This is a genomic window from Neorhizobium phenanthreniclasticum (assembly GCF_040066075.1).
GTDB classification, from domain to species: Bacteria; Pseudomonadota; Alphaproteobacteria; order Rhizobiales; family Rhizobiaceae; genus Neorhizobium; species Neorhizobium petrolearium.
The window spans coordinates 210485-228499 of record NZ_JBEAAL010000008.1 but is presented as its reverse complement, the minus strand read 5'-3'; the positions used below and the strand labels follow the sequence as shown (position 1 = coordinate 228499).

Annotated in this window: 18 protein-coding genes; 8 read left to right on the top strand and 10 right to left on the bottom strand. The window is 59.8% G+C overall.

The annotated features are described in order from the left end of the window. The first annotated feature begins 308 nt into the window (after positions 1-308). From ABK249_RS14035 to ABK249_RS14025, 3 genes are read left to right on the top strand one after another with little or no spacing between them, the layout of a single operon-like run. On the top strand, positions 309-1361 hold the full coding sequence (locus tag ABK249_RS14035; RefSeq protein ID WP_227704205.1) for a class I mannose-6-phosphate isomerase: 1053 nt from the start codon (positions 309-311) through the stop codon (positions 1359-1361). After that, the gene (locus ABK249_RS14030) at positions 1358-3646 is read left to right on the top strand and encodes a glycosyltransferase family 4 protein (RefSeq protein ID WP_227704204.1); all 2289 of its coding nucleotides are present in this window, start codon (positions 1358-1360) and stop codon (positions 3644-3646) included. Before ABK249_RS14035 ends, ABK249_RS14030 begins: the two co-directional genes overlap by 4 nt. Positions 3647-3685: 39 nt before the next feature. Then, a complete protein-coding gene (locus ABK249_RS14025; protein ID WP_227704203.1) occupies positions 3686-4984 on the top strand; it encodes a glycoside hydrolase family 130 protein in 1299 nt (432 codons plus the stop codon). A gap of 78 nt (positions 4985-5062) precedes the next feature. On the opposite strand, the gene ABK249_RS14020 is transcribed toward ABK249_RS14025, so the two are convergent. From ABK249_RS14020 to ABK249_RS13985, 8 genes are all read right to left on the bottom strand, one after another. After that, positions 5063-5224, bottom strand: a complete 162-nt coding sequence (locus tag ABK249_RS14020) for a hypothetical protein (protein ID WP_227704202.1) — start codon at positions 5222-5224, stop codon at positions 5063-5065. An 81-nt stretch (positions 5225-5305) separates the two neighbouring features. Further along, complete coding sequence (locus ABK249_RS14015) at positions 5306-5698, bottom strand: hypothetical protein (RefSeq protein ID WP_227704201.1); 393 nt, start codon at positions 5696-5698, stop codon at positions 5306-5308. Positions 5699-5771: 73 nt separating this feature from the next. Continuing rightward, complete coding sequence (groL, locus tag ABK249_RS14010; protein ID WP_227704200.1) at positions 5772-7406, bottom strand: chaperonin GroEL; 1635 nt, start codon at positions 7404-7406, stop codon at positions 5772-5774. 49 nt (positions 7407-7455) lie between these two features. After that, positions 7456-7773, bottom strand: a complete 318-nt coding sequence (locus tag ABK249_RS14005; RefSeq protein WP_227704199.1) for a co-chaperone GroES — start codon at positions 7771-7773, stop codon at positions 7456-7458. Positions 7774-8193: 420 nt separating this feature from the next. Further along, positions 8194-8508, bottom strand: a complete 315-nt coding sequence (locus tag ABK249_RS14000; protein ID WP_320443036.1) for a DUF982 domain-containing protein — start codon at positions 8506-8508, stop codon at positions 8194-8196. A gap of 334 nt (positions 8509-8842) precedes the next feature. After that, entirely contained in the window at positions 8843-9307 is a 465-nt protein-coding gene (locus tag ABK249_RS13995; RefSeq protein WP_227704198.1) for a hypothetical protein, read from the bottom strand. Positions 9308-9843: 536 nt separating this feature from the next. Next, on the bottom strand, positions 9844-10602 hold the full coding sequence (locus ABK249_RS13990) for an alpha/beta fold hydrolase (protein WP_227704197.1): 759 nt from the start codon (positions 10600-10602) through the stop codon (positions 9844-9846). Between the two features lie 46 nt (positions 10603-10648). Then, complete coding sequence (locus ABK249_RS13985) at positions 10649-12424, bottom strand: cytochrome c biogenesis protein DipZ (RefSeq protein ID WP_227704196.1); 1776 nt, start codon at positions 12422-12424, stop codon at positions 10649-10651. Between the two features lie 335 nt (positions 12425-12759). Between ABK249_RS13985 and ABK249_RS13980 the strand changes: the two genes are divergently transcribed. From ABK249_RS13980 to ABK249_RS13960, 5 genes are all read left to right on the top strand, one after another. Beyond that, positions 12760-13812, top strand: a complete 1053-nt coding sequence (locus ABK249_RS13980; RefSeq protein ID WP_037153581.1) for an alpha/beta fold hydrolase — start codon at positions 12760-12762, stop codon at positions 13810-13812. A 111-nt stretch (positions 13813-13923) separates the two neighbouring features. After that, positions 13924-14664 (top strand): response regulator, encoded by a 741-nt coding sequence (locus ABK249_RS13975; protein WP_037153578.1) that lies wholly within the window; start codon positions 13924-13926, stop codon positions 14662-14664. Continuing rightward, the gene (locus ABK249_RS13970; protein WP_037153567.1) at positions 14661-15980 is read left to right on the top strand and encodes an ATP-binding protein; all 1320 of its coding nucleotides are present in this window, start codon (positions 14661-14663) and stop codon (positions 15978-15980) included. The genes ABK249_RS13975 and ABK249_RS13970 overlap by 4 nt, the downstream gene beginning before the upstream one ends. Positions 15981-16137: 157 nt before the next feature. Next, positions 16138-16554 carry an organic hydroperoxide resistance protein gene (locus tag ABK249_RS13965; protein ID WP_037153564.1) on the top strand — a complete coding sequence of 139 codons (417 nt, stop codon included), beginning with the start codon at positions 16138-16140 and terminating at the stop codon, positions 16552-16554. A 28-nt stretch (positions 16555-16582) separates the two neighbouring features. After that, a complete protein-coding gene (locus ABK249_RS13960) occupies positions 16583-16723 on the top strand; it encodes a hypothetical protein (protein WP_200883973.1) in 141 nt (46 codons plus the stop codon). A 92-nt stretch (positions 16724-16815) separates the two neighbouring features. Here the strand turns inward: ABK249_RS13960 and ABK249_RS13955 are convergent, their stop codons facing one another. Then, positions 16816-17028 carry a hypothetical protein gene (locus tag ABK249_RS13955; protein ID WP_052182961.1) on the bottom strand — a complete coding sequence of 71 codons (213 nt, stop codon included), beginning with the start codon at positions 17026-17028 and terminating at the stop codon, positions 16816-16818. Between the two features lie 12 nt (positions 17029-17040). Further along, positions 17041-18009 carry a quinone oxidoreductase family protein gene (locus tag ABK249_RS13950; RefSeq protein WP_227704195.1) on the bottom strand — a complete coding sequence of 323 codons (969 nt, stop codon included), beginning with the start codon at positions 18007-18009 and terminating at the stop codon, positions 17041-17043. Between the last annotated feature and the right edge of the window lie 6 nt (positions 18010-18015).

The window sequence follows — 18015 nt, the reverse complement described above, 5'->3', positions numbered from 1 at the left end:
GTGAAACGAGCTGCCATTGTTCGTGGATGTCGTGCGCCGGTCTCCCAATTACAAGTCGAGTTGAAAAAAATCCATAGGAAATCACTCGTTGAGTGCAGCGAAATTTCCAGGGGAATTAAATCTAAATCCGCCTAAATGCGCTAATCAGCAGAATACGCCTTGTAGTTTTCCGGCATGGCCACATATTCAGTAAACGAATGACGCCCTTTATTCGTAATTGTGCGTTGTCATGTCTGTAAATTTGTTTCTTTTCTTTAAGAAACTGACGGCATTTGCCTGATCGAAGCCCCAAATCTGGCCCCGATTACGTGAACCTTTCGGCCGATTCGGCGCCCGAAGGAAGGCTGCTCCGATCTCAGATCGTTCCGATCTTAGCGGTAGATCAAGGAGGCCTCATCGTGACATTCGAGCATGCGAGCGTGCGGATCGCCCGTAAACCGTGGGGCAGCCACGATCTTACACCCTGGAACGGCTGCGACAGCCGCGAAGCTGCAATCGGGGAGCTCAGGTTTGATCGCAGCGAGAAACAGGCGCCTGATCCCGCCTTGCTTCTGAAATTGCTGTTCACAAAGCAAACGCTCTCGATCCAGGTTCACCCGGATGAAGCCTTTGCCCAATCGAACGGAATGGCCAACGGCAAGACCGAGGCTTGGTATGTGCTGTCGGCGGAACCCGGCGCCCAGGTTGCTGTGGGGTTGAAGCGGACGTTAAACCAGGCGCAGTTGCGGGCTGTGATCGCCGATGGTTCGATTGCTGATCTCATCAAATGGCGGGACGCTGCGGCTGGCGATGTGTTTTTCGTCCCGGCCGGGACCATCCACGCGATCGGCGCTGGTCTCGTCATCGCCGAAATCCAGCAGAGAAGCGACACGACATTTCGCCTTTTCGACCACGGGCGCTTGCGCGAATTGCATGTAGATGAAGCCGTCGCAGCGGCCGATTTGGAGCCGGCGAAAGCAGAGGCTGCCCCCATACGTCTTACGCCTGCCAGGACGCAGCTTGTATCGTGTCCCTTCTTCACTCTTGAGCGGATCGACCTTCCTGCGAATGCGAGGTGGGAGCTACTGGCCGAGCGTGAGACCTGGGCTCTGGTCATCGCCGGCGCTGCAAATGTCGGATCGATGCATGCCGGTGTCGGCGATGCGTTTTTTGCCGACGCAGATCGCATTGACATAAAAGTTGGGAAAAATGGCCTGACGGCTTTGCTGGCCTATGCCGATAGTGCGCCTGAGCTAGGCCTGTTGCGCGATCTCGATGTGCAGAAGGCAGATCTTCCAGCCCGTCAGGACCGTGTCCCGGCACTCATTCACCATGAAAAACCGACCGGCTTGCCGTTCCGCTCGATGGAGGGGCAATCATGACCAAGTTCAAGAATATTGCGTTCATCGGCAACTCGCTCCCTCGCCGCTGCGGCATCGCGACGTTTACCACCGATCTGCAGCAGGCCGTTTCAAATTCACCTGCGAGGGTGGGGACGGCGATCGTGGCAATGACCGACCATGGTCACGCCTATGACTATCCCGCAAGCGTCTGGCTTCAGATTCCAGACGAGAGGCCCGACGATTATATCCGCGCAGCGGAAGCCCTGAATGCCGGCCGGTTTGACGTCGTCTGCCTGCAGCACGAGTTTGGAATTTTTGGAGGCGAAGCTGGTAGCCATATCCTTACACTTCTCTCGCGGCTCGACATGCCGGTCGTGACGACGCTTCACACGGTTCTTGCCGCACCCAGCCCGGCGCAACGCAAGGTCTTGGCACGAATTGTCGAGAGTTCAGCGAAGATCGTCGTCATGGCAGAGAAAGGGCGCGCGCTCCTACGTGAGATATACGGGGTCCCGGCTGAGAAGATCGAGGTGATCCCCCATGGGATTCCGGACATTGCCTTCAGTGAGCCGGCTGTCGCAAAGGCAAAGCTCGGGTTCGAGGGCCGGTCCGTTATCCTAACCTTCGGCCTGCTCTCACCCAACAAGGGCGTCGAGGTCATGATCGATGCGATGCCCCGGATACTGGAAAGCCGGCCCGACGCCCTCTATGTCGTGCTTGGTGCGACCCATCCCAATCTTGTCCTTCGTGAGGGTGAAGCATATCGCGAAAGCCTGATCGCGCGCGTGCGGGATCTCGGGATCGAGAGCCAAGTGGTGTTCCTCGATCAGTTTGTCGACCAGGTAACGCTCTTGGACTTCATTTCCATGTGCGACGTCTACACCACGCCCTATTTGAATGAGGCGCAGATGACGTCAGGCACGCTGGCCTACAGTTTTGGCCTCGGAAAAGCGGTCGTTTCGACCCCTTACTGGCACGCTCGCGAACTTTTGTCCGGCGGACGCGGCATTCTTGTGCCTTTCGGTGATGCGAAAGCCATCGGCAACGAGATCGCCGGATTACTGATCGACGATGCAAGGCGGGACGCCATGCGTACGCGCGCTTACGCCAGCAGCCGGTCGATGACGTGGCAAAGGACGGCGGAGCGTTATCTCGGTTTATTCGAGGAAGCGATCCAACCCAGGCCTCTCCCCAATGCGCTGTTGCCGGGAAGTCGGAACGCATCCACGCGTAAACCTGCTGGCCCGCCAGAGCCGCAGCTCACCTATTTTCTCTCCATGTGCGACGATACCGGACTGCTCCAGCATGCCGTCCACTCAGTGCCGGACCGCTCACATGGTTATTGCGTCGATGACAATGCGCGGGCCCTGCTTCTGGCGAGCGCTCTTAACGCAGCAGGCGAAACGCCCCTGCCGGAGCCATTGACGACGCGCTTCGCCTCCTTCGTGCAGCACGCCTGGAATCCTGGCGAGAAGCACTTCCGCAACTTCATGGGCTTCGACCGGCGTTGGCTCGAAGACAAGGGCTCCGAGGATAGCCATGGCCGGACGCTTTGGGCTCTGGGAGAATGCGCCCGAGGCGATAGCAATCCGTCCCGACGGACCTGGGCTGCCTCCTTGTTCGCCGAAGCCCTGCCGACCGCCAAAGGTTTTCTCTCGCCGCGCGCCTGGGCCTTCACGCTGCTCGGACTGGACGGATATTGCGAGGCTTCTGAGGAGGACGTCTTCGCCCAACGCATGCGGCGGCTTTTCGCGGATCGTTTGATGGATCTCCTTGTTCGTGTGGAGACGGAGGATTGGATCTGGTTCGAGGAGGGTCTTTCTTATGACAATGCACGTCTGCCTCAGGCGCTCATCCTCGCCGGGCTTGCCACTGAAATTCCTGCCTATACCGCGGCGGGGCTGAAAACTCTACGTTGGCTCATGACGTTGCAAACCGCTCCCCGCGGCCATTTCAAAGCAATCGGCACGGACGGCTTCAGCGATAGACGAATGCCGCCCCGAGGGTTCGACCAACAGCCCCTAGAAGCGACAGCAACCATCTCCGCCTGTCTTGCTGCGTGGCGTGCCGATCACGGTGCCGAATGGAGGGCCGACGCGGCAAGTGCATTTGAGTGGTTCCTGGGGGCCAATGATCTGTCATTGCCGCTCGTCGATCTCGATACGGGAAGCTGCCGGGACGGGCTGCACCATGCGCGCGTCAATGAGAATAGAGGCGGTGAGTCCGTTGTGTCGTACCTTTTGGGCCTCATCGAGCTTCGCAAGCTTGCACGCCTAAACAACCAGGCGGCAGCGCTCACCCCGCTTCGCACCCTGAGTGCCTGAAGCTCTCTTTTAAATCCAGTAGGATAAACAGAGGTTACTTTGTCACAAGCCACTTTTCTGAATCGTCAAGCCCTTTTTCTACGACCTGATTCCACGCGCGTCGTGGTACGGCCGTTCAAGCCCGCGGTTGAGCCGCGGGATTTCAATCCGACGGACAAGAGCCGGGCAAATCATATCGTAGACCGGGTTCTGGCGCTCGATTCGGAGACGGCGGAAAGCCTGCTTGCGGATGTGCTGGAAAATTTCGACGGGCGCCACCGAAACCTGCTCGCGACGTTTGAAAATCGGGCGGGCGAGATGGAGGAGGCATTCGCGGCTCATGTTGCGTTTTCGAAAGTGCAACGTCAGCTCATAGGCGCTTATTTCCTTCACGAATATTCCTTCGAAGCGTCGGCGCTCTTCAACCCCAGTATCGTCATGCATCCGGATCAATCCGGCGTGCCCCAGGGAAGCCAGCGTTTCATTCTCAGCCTGCGCGCGGTCGGGGAGGGGCATGTGTCTTCCCTGACATTCCGAACCGGGTTGATTGCGGCGGATGGAAGCGTGGAGATCGAGCCGACCGCGCGGTTGGCGTCCACTCCAACGTTGCACACCCGGATATCGGAGCACCTTGGCGAGCCTATCGACGTAAGCTTCAGCTCGCAGCAACACATCAGCGAGCGGGTGATTTTTCCCATCACACCGGCGCAATCGAACGGTATCGAGGATGCCCGCTTCGTGGAGTTCCATGACGATGGACAGAGCACATTCTATGCAACCTACACGGCCTATAGCGGCAAGGCGATCCGCTCCGAATTGCTGGAGACCAGCGATTTCATATCTTTTCGCATGACCCCGCTGAAGGGGACCGCAGCGAGAAACAAGGGAATGGCGCTGTTTCCGCGCAAAATCGATGACCGCTACGCCATGATCGGGCGGCAGGACAACGAGAACCTTTATCTCATTTACTCCGATGATCTCTACACCTGGGAGGAAGGGCAATTGATCCTGAGGCCCAAATTTCCATGGGAGTTCGTTCAGATGGGAAACTGTGGATCGCCGATCGAGCTTGACGAGGGATGGCTGTTGCTGACCCACGGGGTCGGTCCCGTCCGCCGATATGCGATCGGGGCGGCCCTTCTCGATAAAAAGGATCCATCCAAGGTTCTCGCTCGCTCGAAGGAACCGCTGGTCCGGCCGGAGCCGTCCGAACGGGAAGGATACGTGCCGAACGTCGTTTATACCTGTGGTGCGATGCGCCACAACGACCAGATCGTTCTGCCCTATGCGGTCTGCGACACGTTTTCGAATTTCTCGACGATCAAGATTTCCGACCTTCTCAAGACACTCGATGGCTGAGGTGTGGTCTCGTCAGCGGTGAGTTAAGGGATGAAAGAGAGATGCAGCCTCACGTGTGCCCCGAACCTGAAGGCTCTCTCAGATGAGGCGGTCGTCTTCAGCTTGTTGGCGGGCACGACGACGCGTGCCATTCGTGGCCGGTTTCTTTGGTTCCTCAGGCGCTATTTCGCGGAGTTGTTCGAGGGGATCATCTTTCTCCCGCGTCGGTTGCGGGTCGGCCTTTTTTTCGAAGCGGATCATTCGCCGTATTTCCTAATTTGATGGATTGCGGAGGCGCTCCGGCATTGGCCGGAGCGCGGGCGCCTTCAAGGCCGGGCTTCTTCAGCCGGCAAGTGCCGTGGTGCACCCCTGAACCCCGAGCCTGTTAGGAGTGGTCTGTCCCGGCATGGTTGCCCAGCCACCGGCCTCGATGAACTGACGCCTCGCATAACCGTCGGTCATTGCCTTGAACTCCGTAAGCTTCGCGGACGCATCTGGCGCAGCGTTGAACCGCTCGACGCATATGGCGGAGGCAAGTTCTCCGCGCGCGTTCTCGACTGCGGTCGCTTCCGCCGTGCGGGAGGTGCCGCCCGTCACCCAGCCGCCCCAGGTGAATCCGATGATCATCGTGGCGACCGCAGTCACGACGCAGGTCCATACGAGGATCGTCTTGGATGGCTGGTAGTTATCGAAGCGCTGGAAGATCGAGGTCTTGCTGCTGCTTTGCATAGCCATTGGAATTCTCCTGTCGATTGTTGTTGGGTTCCGCCGCCTGGGAATTTCCAGCCATACGGCTCAGGCACTGTCCTCAGTATCCCATGCCACCCATGCCGCCGTTGCTGGCCGCCAAGGTGGAATCTTTTGCTGGGATGTCGGCAATCATCGCCTCGGCGGTGATCAGAAGCGCTGCGATCGAGCCGGCGTCCTGCAAGGCAGTCCGGACCACCTTGGCGGGATCGATGATGCCGGCCTTGATCATATCGACATAGGTCTCCGTCTGTGCGTCGAAGCCCTGATTGTGATTCACGCCGTCGGTGAGTTTTCCGATGACGATCGAACCCTCGACGCCGGCATTGTCGGCGATCTGTCGGATCGGGGCTTCGAGCGCTCTGAGCACGATCGAAATCCCCGCCGTCACATCGGCGTTCTCCCCGGTCAATCCGGTCAGGACCACCTTCGCTCGCAGCAGGGCCACGCCGCCGCCCGGAACGATACCTTCCTCGACCGCCGCCCGGGTGGCGTTGAGCGCATCGTCGACGCGATCCTTCTTTTCCTTGACTTCAAGCTCGGTCGCGCCGCCGACGCGGATCACCGCAACGCCGCCGCCGAGCTTCGCCAACCGTTCCTGCAGCTTTTCCCTGTCGTAGTCGGAGGTCGTCTCCTCGATCTGCGCCTTGATCTGGCTGATGCGCGCGGCGATCTCGGGTTTTTCACCCGAGCCATCGATGATCGTGGTGGTTTCCTTGTCTATCAGCACACGCTTGGCGCGGCCGAGCATATCGAGCGTGACGTTCTCCAGCTTGATGCCGAGATCCTCGGAGATCATCTGGCCGGCCGTCAGCACGGCAATGTCTTCCAGCATGGCCTTGCGGCGATCGCCAAAACCCGGAGCCTTGACTGCCGCGACCTTCAGGCCACCCCGCAGCTTGTTGACGACCAATGTGGCCAGAGCCTCGCCTTCGACATCCTCGGAAATGATCAGCAGCGGTTTGCCGCTCTGCACCACGACTTCGAGGATCGGCAGCATGGCCTGCAGATTCCCGAGCTTCTTTTCGTGGAGGAGGATGTAAGGATCCTCCAGCTCCACGCGCATCTTCTCGGCATTGGTCACGAAGTAGGGCGACAGGTAGCCACGGTCGAATTGCATGCCCTCGACGACGTCGAGCTCGGAATCGGCCGTCCTGGCTTCTTCGACCGTGATGACACCTTCGTTGCCGACTTTGTCCATCGCCTTGGCGATCATTTCGCCGACACTCGCGTCGCCATTGGCGGCGATCGTGCCGACCTGGGCGATCTCGCTCGACGAACTGACCTTCGTGGCGCGCGCCTTGATTTCCGTGAGCACGGCGGCAACGCCAAGGTCTATGCCGCGCTTGAGATCCATGGGGTTCATGCCGGCTGCGACCAGCTTGGCGCCCTCGCGGAAGATGGAGGCTGCGAGCACGGTCGCGGTCGTCGTGCCATCGCCGGCAAGGTCGTTGGTCTTGGAGGCGACTTCGCGCACCATCTGCGCGCCCATGTTCTCGAACTTGTCGGCGAGTTCGATTTCCTTGGCGACCGAGACGCCGTCCTTGGTGATGCGGGGCGCGCCATAGGACTTGTCGATGACGACGTTGCGGCCCTTGGGACCGAGCGTCACCTTGACGGCATTGTTGAGCAATTCGACGCCGCGCAGCAGGCGGTCGCGGGCATCGGTGGAGAAGATGATTTCCTTGGCAGACATGATGCTGGGTCCAGTTCGGTCTTGAGGTACGGGATCGGAATTCGTCCTGTCAGGCAGCCTTTTCGGCGGCCACTCCGGTCTTCTCCACGATGCCCATGATGTCGGCTTCCTTTATGATCAGAAGGTCTTCGCCGTCGATCTTGACCTCGGTCCCCGACCATTTGCCGAACAGGATCACGTCGCCGGCCTTGACGTCGAGCGGGATCAGTTTGCCGCTTTCGTCACGCAGGCCAGGCCCGACGGCGATCACTTCGCCTTCCTGCGGCTTTTCCTTGGCGGTATCGGGAATGATGATCCCGCCCTTGGATGTGAGATCGCCTTGCGCGCGCCTGATGACGACGCGGTCGTGGAGGGGACGGAATGTCATGGGAAATCTTTCTGCGGCCCGCGCATAGGGCGGCTGCGTTTATTCATATAACACCTCTGGCACTCGATTGGTAGAATTGCCAGAAAATATTATTTGTGAAGACGGTATATTATAATTCATATGAATGTCTGCAATTATTGCATGGTGGTAAAAATATTTTTTGTTTATTTTCTGTTTCCTGCAGAATTGTTGATTAAATATGTCAATGAAATTTGGGAATTAGTTCATCATGTCAAGTTGACGCGCAACGGAACTTGTTGATTTGGCCGATCTACCTTTCCCGGGGCCGGAGTCCTATGGCTCCCGTCCACAGCATCCTCGGCAATGACTGCATGAGCCCCATCCAGCATGCGGCAAGTCAGGCCGGCCTGACCGCCTTGGCGGTACCCGATGGCTCAGTGATGTCCAGACACGATTATGTCAGGATCGCCACCAGCGCCTACACTCCGCCGATGTTGCGGTCGCTGATGCGCCGCCAGAGGAATGGATGTCCTCGATCTCCGCGAGCATGCCGTTCTTTTGGAGAAACCGTTCGAAATTGTCGCGGACGACATCCGGTGGGAACCGACCTGCCACGGCATCCCGGCATGCCCCCAGGGTTGTCTCATAGGTGATATCCCGCTTTTCCTCCGGCCAATCCTCCAGAAAATCGAAGATGTCATCCAGGCATCCAATTTCTTGAATGAAGTGCTTTCTTTTCACGAAAAGAGGGCGGTCAAACAGATTACCCGCCATTGCGGCCTCCCACGCGATCCGATTTGACGACCGTGATCTAGGAGGACGATGTTGCATCTTCAGGACGGTGATAATCCCTCACGGCAACAAAAAAGGCCGGGGCGAAACCGCACCGACCTTCCTCATCATCGCTAACTCACCAGTGCCAGTACATCCGTGGTCAAAAGTCTGAAGCGACGGCGGCGATTGCGAGCGGCGAATTCATTCCAGCGCTCATCAGCAATGCCGATGCAGATCATATAGGCGGCCATTGTGTTCAGAACAAGTCGTGGGCTACCGAAGATGAAAATATGGAACCATCACTTCCCTTGGAGGGGCGGAGTCGCTGATCAAATCAGCGTGCCATAACCCGCAACCATTGTGAAAGGACGCAAAGGACTCGCGACGTCCTGCATGCTAGATTCCCAAAGATCGATGAACGCAAAGACCGTTCCGGCCGCTTGCCATCCTTCAGGAGGATCGCATAGCGGATATGACAGCGCGGTACGCCGTTCGTGAGGAAAGAGATCGTAGCTGGACCGTCTATGACGTCTTCACGGGCCTGCCTGCCAAACCATCGACATGGTTTCTTGTGGACCTGTCCGAAAAACAGGCTGAAATGTACTGCACCATTGTCAATGCAAAAGATGCGGCTCGCCGCGGTGAGCATGACTGATTGAGCCTCGTTCATCGGGGCGAGGTTCTCGATAGTCTGAGATGCCGGGGTGTCTGCATTTTGCCGGCAGGCCGGGGGACCGCCAAATGCCGCATTCCTGATTTGAAAGCCGATGGCGCAGATGCCATCGGCGACGCGGTTCATTTCGACTTCATGCGAAGTTCGCCATAGGCGGCGAAAAAGTAAGCTCGGGATTTATCCGGATCCTGCTTATGCGTGTGAGCCGCACGGCCGGATTCGACAGCCAGTCGATAAAGTCCACAGCAGAGCAGATAATCGGACTGGGTCTGGAAGCTCACATCTCGCGTGAGTGGATGTCAAACGGGCTCTCAATCCGGCTGTGTGTTTCCCGCCGCGCCATCAGCCACTAGATGATCGGGCACAGCCATCGAGGACAGCTTTCGAGCCATGCCCAGGAAATGCGCATCGTGATACTCAGGTTCTGTTTTAATACAAGACGACACCATTAGTTGGCTATGCTGCCAACCTCGGTATTTCGCGCTCTACCAATCGCAGGAATCGGGTGTTGCGAGCCCCCGCAACCAAAAATCCCAATCACAGCACGCCACGATAGCAGGACCTGCGATCTACTGCGCCAGCGTAGGGGTTGATAGGTCTCCTATGATGAAGCAGGTTCTGGTCATGCGGACCGCCGGGTAACAGCGGTCCGCAGTCATGGATCAACGGCTGGTCTCTTTCGCCGCCCTTTCGATGACATCGGCCACCTTTTCCGGCTGCGAGGCGAAGATCGCGTGACTACCCTTGATTTCGGTCACGTCGCTGCCGGCGCGCTGCGCCATATCCCGCTCAAGGTCGGGATTGATAGAGCGGTCCTCGGTGGCGACGATCGACCAGCTCTTCTTCGTCTTCCAGGCGGGCTCGCCGACCTTGGCCGAGAACGCTTCCTTGGAGGCGAAGACCTGCGATTTCGCCAGGAATGCAGCCTCGTCCTTCGGCAAGTCGGCGGCGAAGTCGTTCGCGAAGGCGGCGGGGTCGATATAGAGATATTTTCCGTCCTTCGTCTCGCGGATGTTCATGCTCCCGGCCGGCCGGGAACTTGCGAGGCCGATCAGGCTCTCGCCTTTTTCCGGCTGGAAGGCCGCGACGTAGACGAGGCCGGCGACAGTGGGATTGTGGCCCGCTTCGCTGATCACCATGCCACCATAGCTGTGACCGACAAGCAGTGTCGGACCGTCCTGCAGCTCCAGTATCCGGTTGGTCATGGCGATATCGTCGGCGAGCGAGGTGATCGGTTCCTGCACGATCGTAACGTTGAAGCCCCGCTTTTCGAGGATTTCAGTCGTCTTACGCCAGCCGGAGCCGTCGGCCAGCGCCCCATGCACGATGACGATGTTCTTCACGCCGGCGGCCTGGGCGGCGAAAGCGATCATGCTGGTGGCGAATGCAAGTGCGAGGGTTGCGATATAACGGCGGTTCATGGGTTCAACTCCTGTGGTTTGAGGTTGCTGTGAAGGGAGGAGACGTTCAGCCGAAGGTGAAGGCGTAGGCTTCGACGCCGGGATCGAGGAAACGGATCTGGAAGTTCCGTGCCTCCACGTCGCCGGACTGGCGGACGAGCTGGTAGAGCCTGGTCGATGTCACCATGCCATTGCCGTTGGCATCGGTATCGGCACCGTGGTCGGCTCCGGGGGCCTTGCCGTCGATCTTCACCTGGAAGCGAACGGGCTTGCCGGAGAGCCCCGGCCCGAGAACCAGATGCAGGTCGCGGGCGCTGAAGCGGTAGGCTATGCTGCCGTCTGGCTGGCTAAGGGTCGCCTGCTCGGCGCCGACGATCCAGGTTCCGGAAAGGCCCCATTGGTTGAGGCCCGGTTCGACAATCGAATAGCTGGCTGCGGCATCGGCATGCAGGCTTTCCGGCGAAGCGAAGCTGGTGGCGCGCTTGTAGCCGAGATAGGTTTCGGCCGAGCGGATGTTCTTCAGGTCCGGGCTTGCCTCGGCGCCCTTCGCATCTGGCGTCACCGGTGCGCTCGCCGCCATATCGCTGCCGGCCTCGCGCAGCAGGTCCTGGATTGCCTGCTCGGTCTGGCGATAATTGCCTTCGCCGAAGTGGTGGTAGCGGATCTGCCCTTTGGCGTCGATCAGGTAATGGGCCGGCCAGTAACTGTTCTCGAAAGCGCGCCAGATCTTGTAGTCGTTGTCGATCGCCACCGGATAGCTGATCTTGAAGTCGCCGACCGCCTTTGTGACGTTGTCGATCTTTTTCTCGAAAGCGAATTCCGGGGCATGCACGCCGATCACGACAAGGCCCTGATCCTTGTACTTTTCAGCCCAGGCGCTGACGTAAGGCACGGTGCGGATGCAGTTGATGCAGGAATAGGTCCAGAAATCGACGAGTACGACCTCGCCCCGAAGTTGTTCGAGGTCAAGCTGCGGCGAGTTCAGCCATTCGACCGCGCCGTCCAACGAGGGCGCGCGGCCTTCGACGGGCAAGTCGCTGCGGAAAGGTCGCGACACGTCGGCGGCTGTGATCATCGTGCCATTGCTGGCGACTTCGGACGGCGCGCCGGAAGCTTGCTTTGCATGCAGCCGGTCGAGCACGGCCTGTTCGAAGGATGCGGTGCTGGCGTAGGAAAGCCGTGCCAGAAGGCCGGTATCCAGGCCGAGTGCGATGACCGAAACGCCGGCAAGCACGGCAGCCCCCAGGACCTGACGGATCCGTTCGCTGGCGCCGAGCGAGCGCTTCATACCTGCGAAAACTTTGCCTCCGACAAGCAGTGCGACGGCAAGCGAGGTAGCGGCGCCGGCGGCATAGGCAGTAAGCAGGAGGGTGGTTTGGAGATTGGCGCCCTGGAGTGCTGCGCCCGTCAGCACGAGACCGAGGATCGGCCCTGCACAGGGCGCCCAGAGCAGGCCAGTCGCAACGCCGAGCATCAGCGAGCTTGCCGCGGTTGGTGCGGAACCGGATTTGCCGGAAGCATTCAGCAGTCGGCTGCCCAAATCGACGAGCGGCTGGGTGACAGTAGCCGCTACGCGCGCCGAAAGCAGGCTGACGCCGAAAACGGAAAGGAGCAGCAGCGCCGCGAGGCGTCCGTATTCATTGGCATGGATCGCCCAGCTTCCGCCGACCGCCGCAAGCGTCGCAACGAGTGCGAACGTGGCAGCCATGCCGGCCAGCATGGGCAAGGTGCTGCGCAGGAAGGGTTGTCCGGCGCGGGCGAACACAAAGGGAAGGATCGGGAGGATGCAAGGGCTGAGGATGGTCAGCGCCCCTCCGAGATAGGCAATGATAAGAAGCGTCATCATCGTTTCCTTTGAAACCGGGGTTCGGGCTCTGGACGGCAATGCGGCGCGACCAGCAACGGGGCCAATCTGGTCGACGTGACGTATCCCGGATGTGTCCGGGGTGAAGGCGAAGTGTATCGACGTGTAGGAATTGCCCTTGGGTGCTACAGAGTGAGACAATTTGCCCAAGGAGGTGGGCGCGCGGCCCGCGCGATGGTGGTCGAATTGTATCAGCACGTATCCTGACGACCACGTGCTACATCCGCATGCAATAGCGGGTCGCATGGGACACACAGGGGATACATGCCGCCGGCTTTTTCTCGATCGTGTTCAACTGAGATCGGAGAGAAAACATGTCGAACGAAATCAATCATCAGCGCCGCCGCTTCTTCGGCATGGCCGCCATGACCATTGCTGCCGTTGAATTCGGCGTCACCTCTTTGGCGAAAGCGCAGTCCGCCGCGGCATCGGCATCGAAGCAATCCGCTACCAAGACCGGTGCGCAGACTTCTTTCGAAGCGCTGAAGCAGATCGAAGCCGGTGTGCTGAATGTCGGTTATGCCGAGGCCGGTCCGGCGGACGGCCCTGCCGTCCTGCTGGTGCATGGCTGGCCTTATGATATCTACAGTTTCGTCGATGTCGCACCGGTCCTCGCTTCGGCCGGTTATCGCGTCATCATCCCCTACCTTCGCGGTTACGGCACGACGCGCTTCCTGTCCAAGGATACACCGCGCAACGGTCAGCAATCGGCACTCGCCGCCGACATGATCGCGCTGATGGACGCACTCGGCATCGAGAAGGCGATCGTTGCCGGCTACGACTGGGGTGCACGCACTGTCAACATCATGGCGGCGCTCTGGCCGGAACGGTGCAAGGCCATGGTGTCGGTGAGCGGCTATCTGATTGGAAGCCAGGAAGGGAACAAGAAGCCGCTGCCGCCGGCGGCGGAGCTTTCCTGGTGGTACCAGTTCTATTTCGCAACCGAGCGAGGCCGTCTCGGTTACGGGGCGAATACGCGTGAATTTGCCAAGCTGATCTGGCGGACGGCATCGCCGACCTGGAAATTCGATGACGCGACCTTCGAGCGGTCGGCCGTCGCCTTCGACAATCCGGATCATGTCGCGATCTCCATTCATAACTATCGCTGGCGGCTGGGTCTTGCCGAGGGCGAGGGGCAATACGATGCCTACGAGGAAAAACTTGCCAAGGCTCCGGTCATCGCCATTCCCACGATCACGATGGAGGGCGATGCGAACGCCGCGCCCCATCCCGATCCGGCGGTCTATGCCAAGAAGTTTTCCGGCAAATACGAACACCGCACCATCACCGGCGGCATAGGCCACAACCTGCCGCAGGAGGCGCCGCAGGCCTTCGCCCAGGCGGTTCTCGACGTTGCGAAATTCTAGAAGACCGTTGGCTGCCGCGAGGACATTTCTCCGCTTCGCGGCGGCATTTTTCAGGGTTAGAAAAGAACAAAGCATACAGCCATAGCGGGCGAGGGATTTGAAGAGCTATCCATGGAGCATGTTGACCATATTCTGATCGTCGATGACGACCGCGAAATCCGCGAATTGTTGTCGTCCTATTTGAAGAAGAACGGCTTGCGGGCATCGATGGCCGCCGATGGCCGTCAGATGCGCAATTTTCTGGAAGCCAACGCCGTCGATCTGATCGTTCTCGATGTGATGATACCGGGTGATGACGGGCTCGTGCTCTGCCGCGAACTGCGCGCCGGCAAGCACAAGGCGATCCCGATCCTCATGCTGACGGCTCGCAGCGACGAAATGGATCGGATCATAGGCCTCGAGATGGGGGCCGACGACTATCTCGCCAAGCCCTTCGCCGCGCGCGAACTGCTGGCGCGCGTCAAGGCCGTGCTGCGGCGGACGCGCATGTTGCCGCCCAATCTCCAGATCAGCGAGGCCGGGCAGGTGCTGGCGTTCGGCGATTGGCGACTCGACACCATCGGCCGCCATCTTCTCGACCCGCAAGGCACGGAGATCGCTTTGAGTGGTGCAGAATACCGTCTGCTGCGGGTCTTTATCGACCATCCTCAGCGCGTTCTTAATCGAGACCAGCTTCTCAATCTGACTCAGGGCCGGGAAGCCGAGCTGTTCGATCGTTCCATCGATCTTCTGGTCAGCCGTTTGCGCCAGCGGCTCGGCGACGACGCGCGCGAACCGACCTACATCAAGACGGTGCGCAGCGAGGGGTATGTATTTTCGGTGCCTGTCGAGATATCGGAACCGCGGCCATGAAGGCCGGTGATCTGGTCCGCTCATTGCCATGGCCGAGCACGCTGCGCGCCCGCATCTTCGTCATCCTCTTTGTCGGGCTTGCGATTGCGTACGGTCTCTCTTTCAGCGTGCTCTATCTGGAGCGCTACATGTCGGCGAAGGCGGTGATGCTCGGCACGCTCGAGAATGACGTCGCCACGTCGATCGCTGTTCTCGACCGGCTGCCGGCGAACGAGAGAGGAAAGTTCACCAACTGGCTCAGTCGCGGCAACTACCGGTTCGTGCTGGGCGATGGGCTCAAGGGCGTCCCGGACGCATCGCCTCGGAGCGCCGAAATCGCCGCCAGGATCGAGGATGCGGTCGGTCATCGTTTTCCGCTGCGGGTTGAGGCCATTCCCGGTGATGTGATGCGGCTTCAGGCGCATCTGGCGCTCACCGACGGAAGCCCGCTGACGATCGATATCACGCCGCGCGGCGTCATGCCCGTTGCGGACTGGCTGCCTTACGTCTTCGCCCTGCAGATGGTGCTGCTCGTTCTGTGCGCCTGGTTCGCCGTCCGGCAGGCGATCCGGCCGCTGGGTGCGCTTGCGGATGCCGCTGATGCACTCGATCCGAACCGGCCGGGGCCGGCTCTCGGCGAAGCGGGACCACGCGAGGTCGCGCATGCGGCGCGCGCTTTCAACTCCATGCGCGAGCGTATCGCCCACTATCTCGAAGAGCGGGTGCAGATTCTCGCGGCGATTTCCCACGATCTCCAGACGCCCATTACCCGCATGCGACTGCGTGCGGACATGGCCGAAGATTCGCCGGAGAAGGACAAGCTCATCAACGACCTACGTGAGATCGAAAGACTGGTGCAGGATGGGATAGCCTATGCCCGCAGCTCCCACGGCAATGGCGAAAAGACAGCCCGCATCGATCTTGCCTCATTCATCGACAGCATCGTCTATGACTATCAGGACACCGGAAAAGCGGTCACCGTCCTCGGCATCGTCCAAGGCACGGCCTCGACCAAGCCGCATGCGCTGCGGCGTATCCTGACGAATTTCATCGACAATGCCCTGAAGTTTGCCGGTAGCGCCGAGGTCGGAGTCGAGAAAAAAGAGGACGGCAGCACCGTCATCACGGTGCTGGATCGCGGGCCGGGTATTCCGAAGGACATGCTGGATGCTGCGATGCAACCCTTTTTTCGGTTGGAGCAATCCCGCAGCCGCGAGACTGGTGGCGCGGGGCTTGGGCTTGCCATCACCCAGCAGCTCGCCGGGACCATCGGCGGTTCGGTCAAGCTCTACAATCGCTCCGGCGGGGGACTGGCGGCGGAAGTGACACTCCGCTGACGGACATTCGGCACCTTGTATGAGAAGATGTCCCTCCGGTCCGCTGCTATGCTTCGATACACTTCGGCCGTTCTGTGAAACATGCCGGATACGTCAATCCTTCAAATCACCTTTCGTCAACAAACGTCGCGGTGAGCGACAAACGAAGGAGTGTTCCATGACGAAGATCGAAAAGGTTCTCTACACCGGCAAGACCCACACGACCGGCGGGCGCGACGGCTTTGCGCGCAGCGACGATGCCGAACTCGACGTCAAACTGTCTCCTCCGGGCACAACCCAGCCGGGCACCAATCCCGAACAGCTCTTTGCAGCCGGCTGGTCGGCCTGCTTCATCGGTGCGATGGGGCTGGCTGCAGGCAAGCGCAAGCTCAGGCTTCCTGCCGATACGGCGGTCGACGCGGAAGTCGATCTCGGCACGACGGACGGCGCCTATTTCCTGCAAGCCCGCTTGAATGTCAGCTTGCCGGGCCTCGATGCGGAACTCGCCCGGGCGCTCGTCGGGGAAGCCCATGAGACCTGCCCGTACTCCAAGGCGACGCGCGGTAACATTCATGTCGAGTTGAATGTCGCTTGACCTTCGTGTCGCATCCAAGGAGCGTTCGATGAGGCGCATCATCCTTGTCGGCATGCTGGCGATGGCCATTTTTGCGGCGCCTTGCGCTTATGACGTGTTCTCACCGGAACCCTCGCCGCTCGCAGGTCTCGTGGCGATGTCGGCGATTTCCGGCAATTTACAGCGATAACCGCGGCCGCCACCGTTTGCGTAAAATGCGTCCGCAAACGGATATGATGCTGAACGAGGCGATATTGCAGATAGCCGCCTCGTTCGACCTTCTCATGGTTTGTCGCTGGGAATGGAGTTCATGGCCGCCTTGAAAATTGTCCAGCGGCTCTCAAAGAGCATCAGGCATTCGGCTTCGCTGAGGCTCTTCGACAGACCAAGACGCATCCGGTTGTTGGCGCCTTCAAGCAGATCGACGAGAACTCCACAAATCTCGGCAGCATTTCCCGGTGCGATCTCGCCCGCCTCCTGGGCGGAAGCGATCACGGCAACCAGCGGCTACGGGATCAAAAGCAGTTTACCAGTGGTCACGCGGCTTTCCATGTCGGCATGGGCGCGGGCCGCGTCGGCGAGGGGATAAGTTCCGCCGATGCTCACTTTGAGCGATCCGTCCTCGATCCAGCGGAAAAGCTGATGCGTACGGACCCGAAGGAGTTCGGGCGTGTGGATATGATCGAAGAAGGTCGCATAGCCGATCTTGATGCTTTTCGGCAGGCTCATGATGTCGAGCGGTCCCGGGCCGCCGAGCACCGGACCGTACCAGCAGAACGTACCGGAACGGCGTAGCGCCTCTAGCGAACCTTTGAAGGTCGCCGGACCTGAGCCATCATAAACGACATCGACACCCCTGCCGTCGGTGAGGCGCAAAACCTCATCGGCGAAGCGTCCTTGGGTATCGACGATGACGTGCTCGGCGCCCGCCTCTTTGGCGATTGCGATCTTGTCATCGGACGAAACGCGACCGATCACACGACCGCCTCTCAGCCTGATGATCTGGGTCAGCAGAAGGCCCACTCCGCCTGCCGCGGCGTGAATGAGAGCCGTGTCGCCTGGCTGCACAGGATAGAAATCGGTAGCGAAGTGGCTGGCCGTCAGCCCCTGCATCATCACAGACGCGGCTGTCCTGTCGTCAATGGCATCGGGAACCTTCACAAGGGACGTCGCCGGAATCGAGTGGTACTTCGCATAACTTCCCGGCGCATAGACCCAGGCGACGCGGTCGCCGGCCCCCAAATCGTTCACTCCTTCGCCGACGGTGAGCACACGGCCGACGCCCTCGACGCCCAGGACCTTTGGGTTCGGGATCTCGCCCCAGGCCATGCCTTGACGCACGCCGATATCCATGAAGTTCACGCCGGCGGCGGCGATCTCGACCAGAACATGCCCGGGTGCTGCTGCGGGCTCCGGACGATCGACAAATTCCATCACGTCGGTCCCGCCGACCTTGTTCATAACCACGGCTTTCATCGGATT

Bases quoted from the DNA above. Each gene is read 5' to 3' on its own strand.
- ABK249_RS14030 (WP_227704204.1), top strand. From the start codon at position 1,358: ATGACCAAGTTCAAGAATATTGCGTTCATCGGCAACTCGCTCCCTCGC.
- ABK249_RS14020 (WP_227704202.1), bottom strand. From the start codon at position 5,224: ATGATCCGCTTCGAAAAAAAGGCCGACCCGCAACCGACGCGGGAGAAA.
- ABK249_RS14015 (WP_227704201.1), bottom strand. From the start codon at position 5,698: ATGGCTATGCAAAGCAGCAGCAAGACCTCGATCTTCCAGCGCTTCGAT.
- groL (WP_227704200.1), bottom strand. From the start codon at position 7,406: ATGTCTGCCAAGGAAATCATCTTCTCCACCGATGCCCGCGACCGCCTG.
- ABK249_RS14005 (WP_227704199.1), bottom strand. From the start codon at position 7,773: ATGACATTCCGTCCCCTCCACGACCGCGTCGTCATCAGGCGCGCGCAA.
- ABK249_RS14000 (WP_320443036.1), bottom strand. From the start codon at position 8,508: ATGGCGGGTAATCTGTTTGACCGCCCTCTTTTCGTGAAAAGAAAGCAC.
- ABK249_RS13995 (WP_227704198.1), bottom strand. From the start codon at position 9,307: ATGAACCGCGTCGCCGATGGCATCTGCGCCATCGGCTTTCAAATCAGG.
- ABK249_RS13990 (WP_227704197.1), bottom strand. From the start codon at position 10,602: ATGAACCGCCGTTATATCGCAACCCTCGCACTTGCATTCGCCACCAGC.
- ABK249_RS13985 (WP_227704196.1), bottom strand. From the start codon at position 12,424: ATGACGCTTCTTATCATTGCCTATCTCGGAGGGGCGCTGACCATCCTC.
- ABK249_RS13980 (WP_037153581.1), top strand. From the start codon at position 12,760: ATGTCGAACGAAATCAATCATCAGCGCCGCCGCTTCTTCGGCATGGCC.
- ABK249_RS13975 (WP_037153578.1), top strand. From the start codon at position 13,924: ATGGAGCATGTTGACCATATTCTGATCGTCGATGACGACCGCGAAATC.
- ABK249_RS13970 (WP_037153567.1), top strand. From the start codon at position 14,661: ATGAAGGCCGGTGATCTGGTCCGCTCATTGCCATGGCCGAGCACGCTG.
- ABK249_RS13965 (WP_037153564.1), top strand. From the start codon at position 16,138: ATGACGAAGATCGAAAAGGTTCTCTACACCGGCAAGACCCACACGACC.
- ABK249_RS13960 (WP_200883973.1), top strand. From the start codon at position 16,583: ATGAGGCGCATCATCCTTGTCGGCATGCTGGCGATGGCCATTTTTGCG.
- ABK249_RS13950 (WP_227704195.1), bottom strand. From the start codon at position 18,009: ATGAAAGCCGTGGTTATGAACAAGGTCGGCGGGACCGACGTGATGGAA.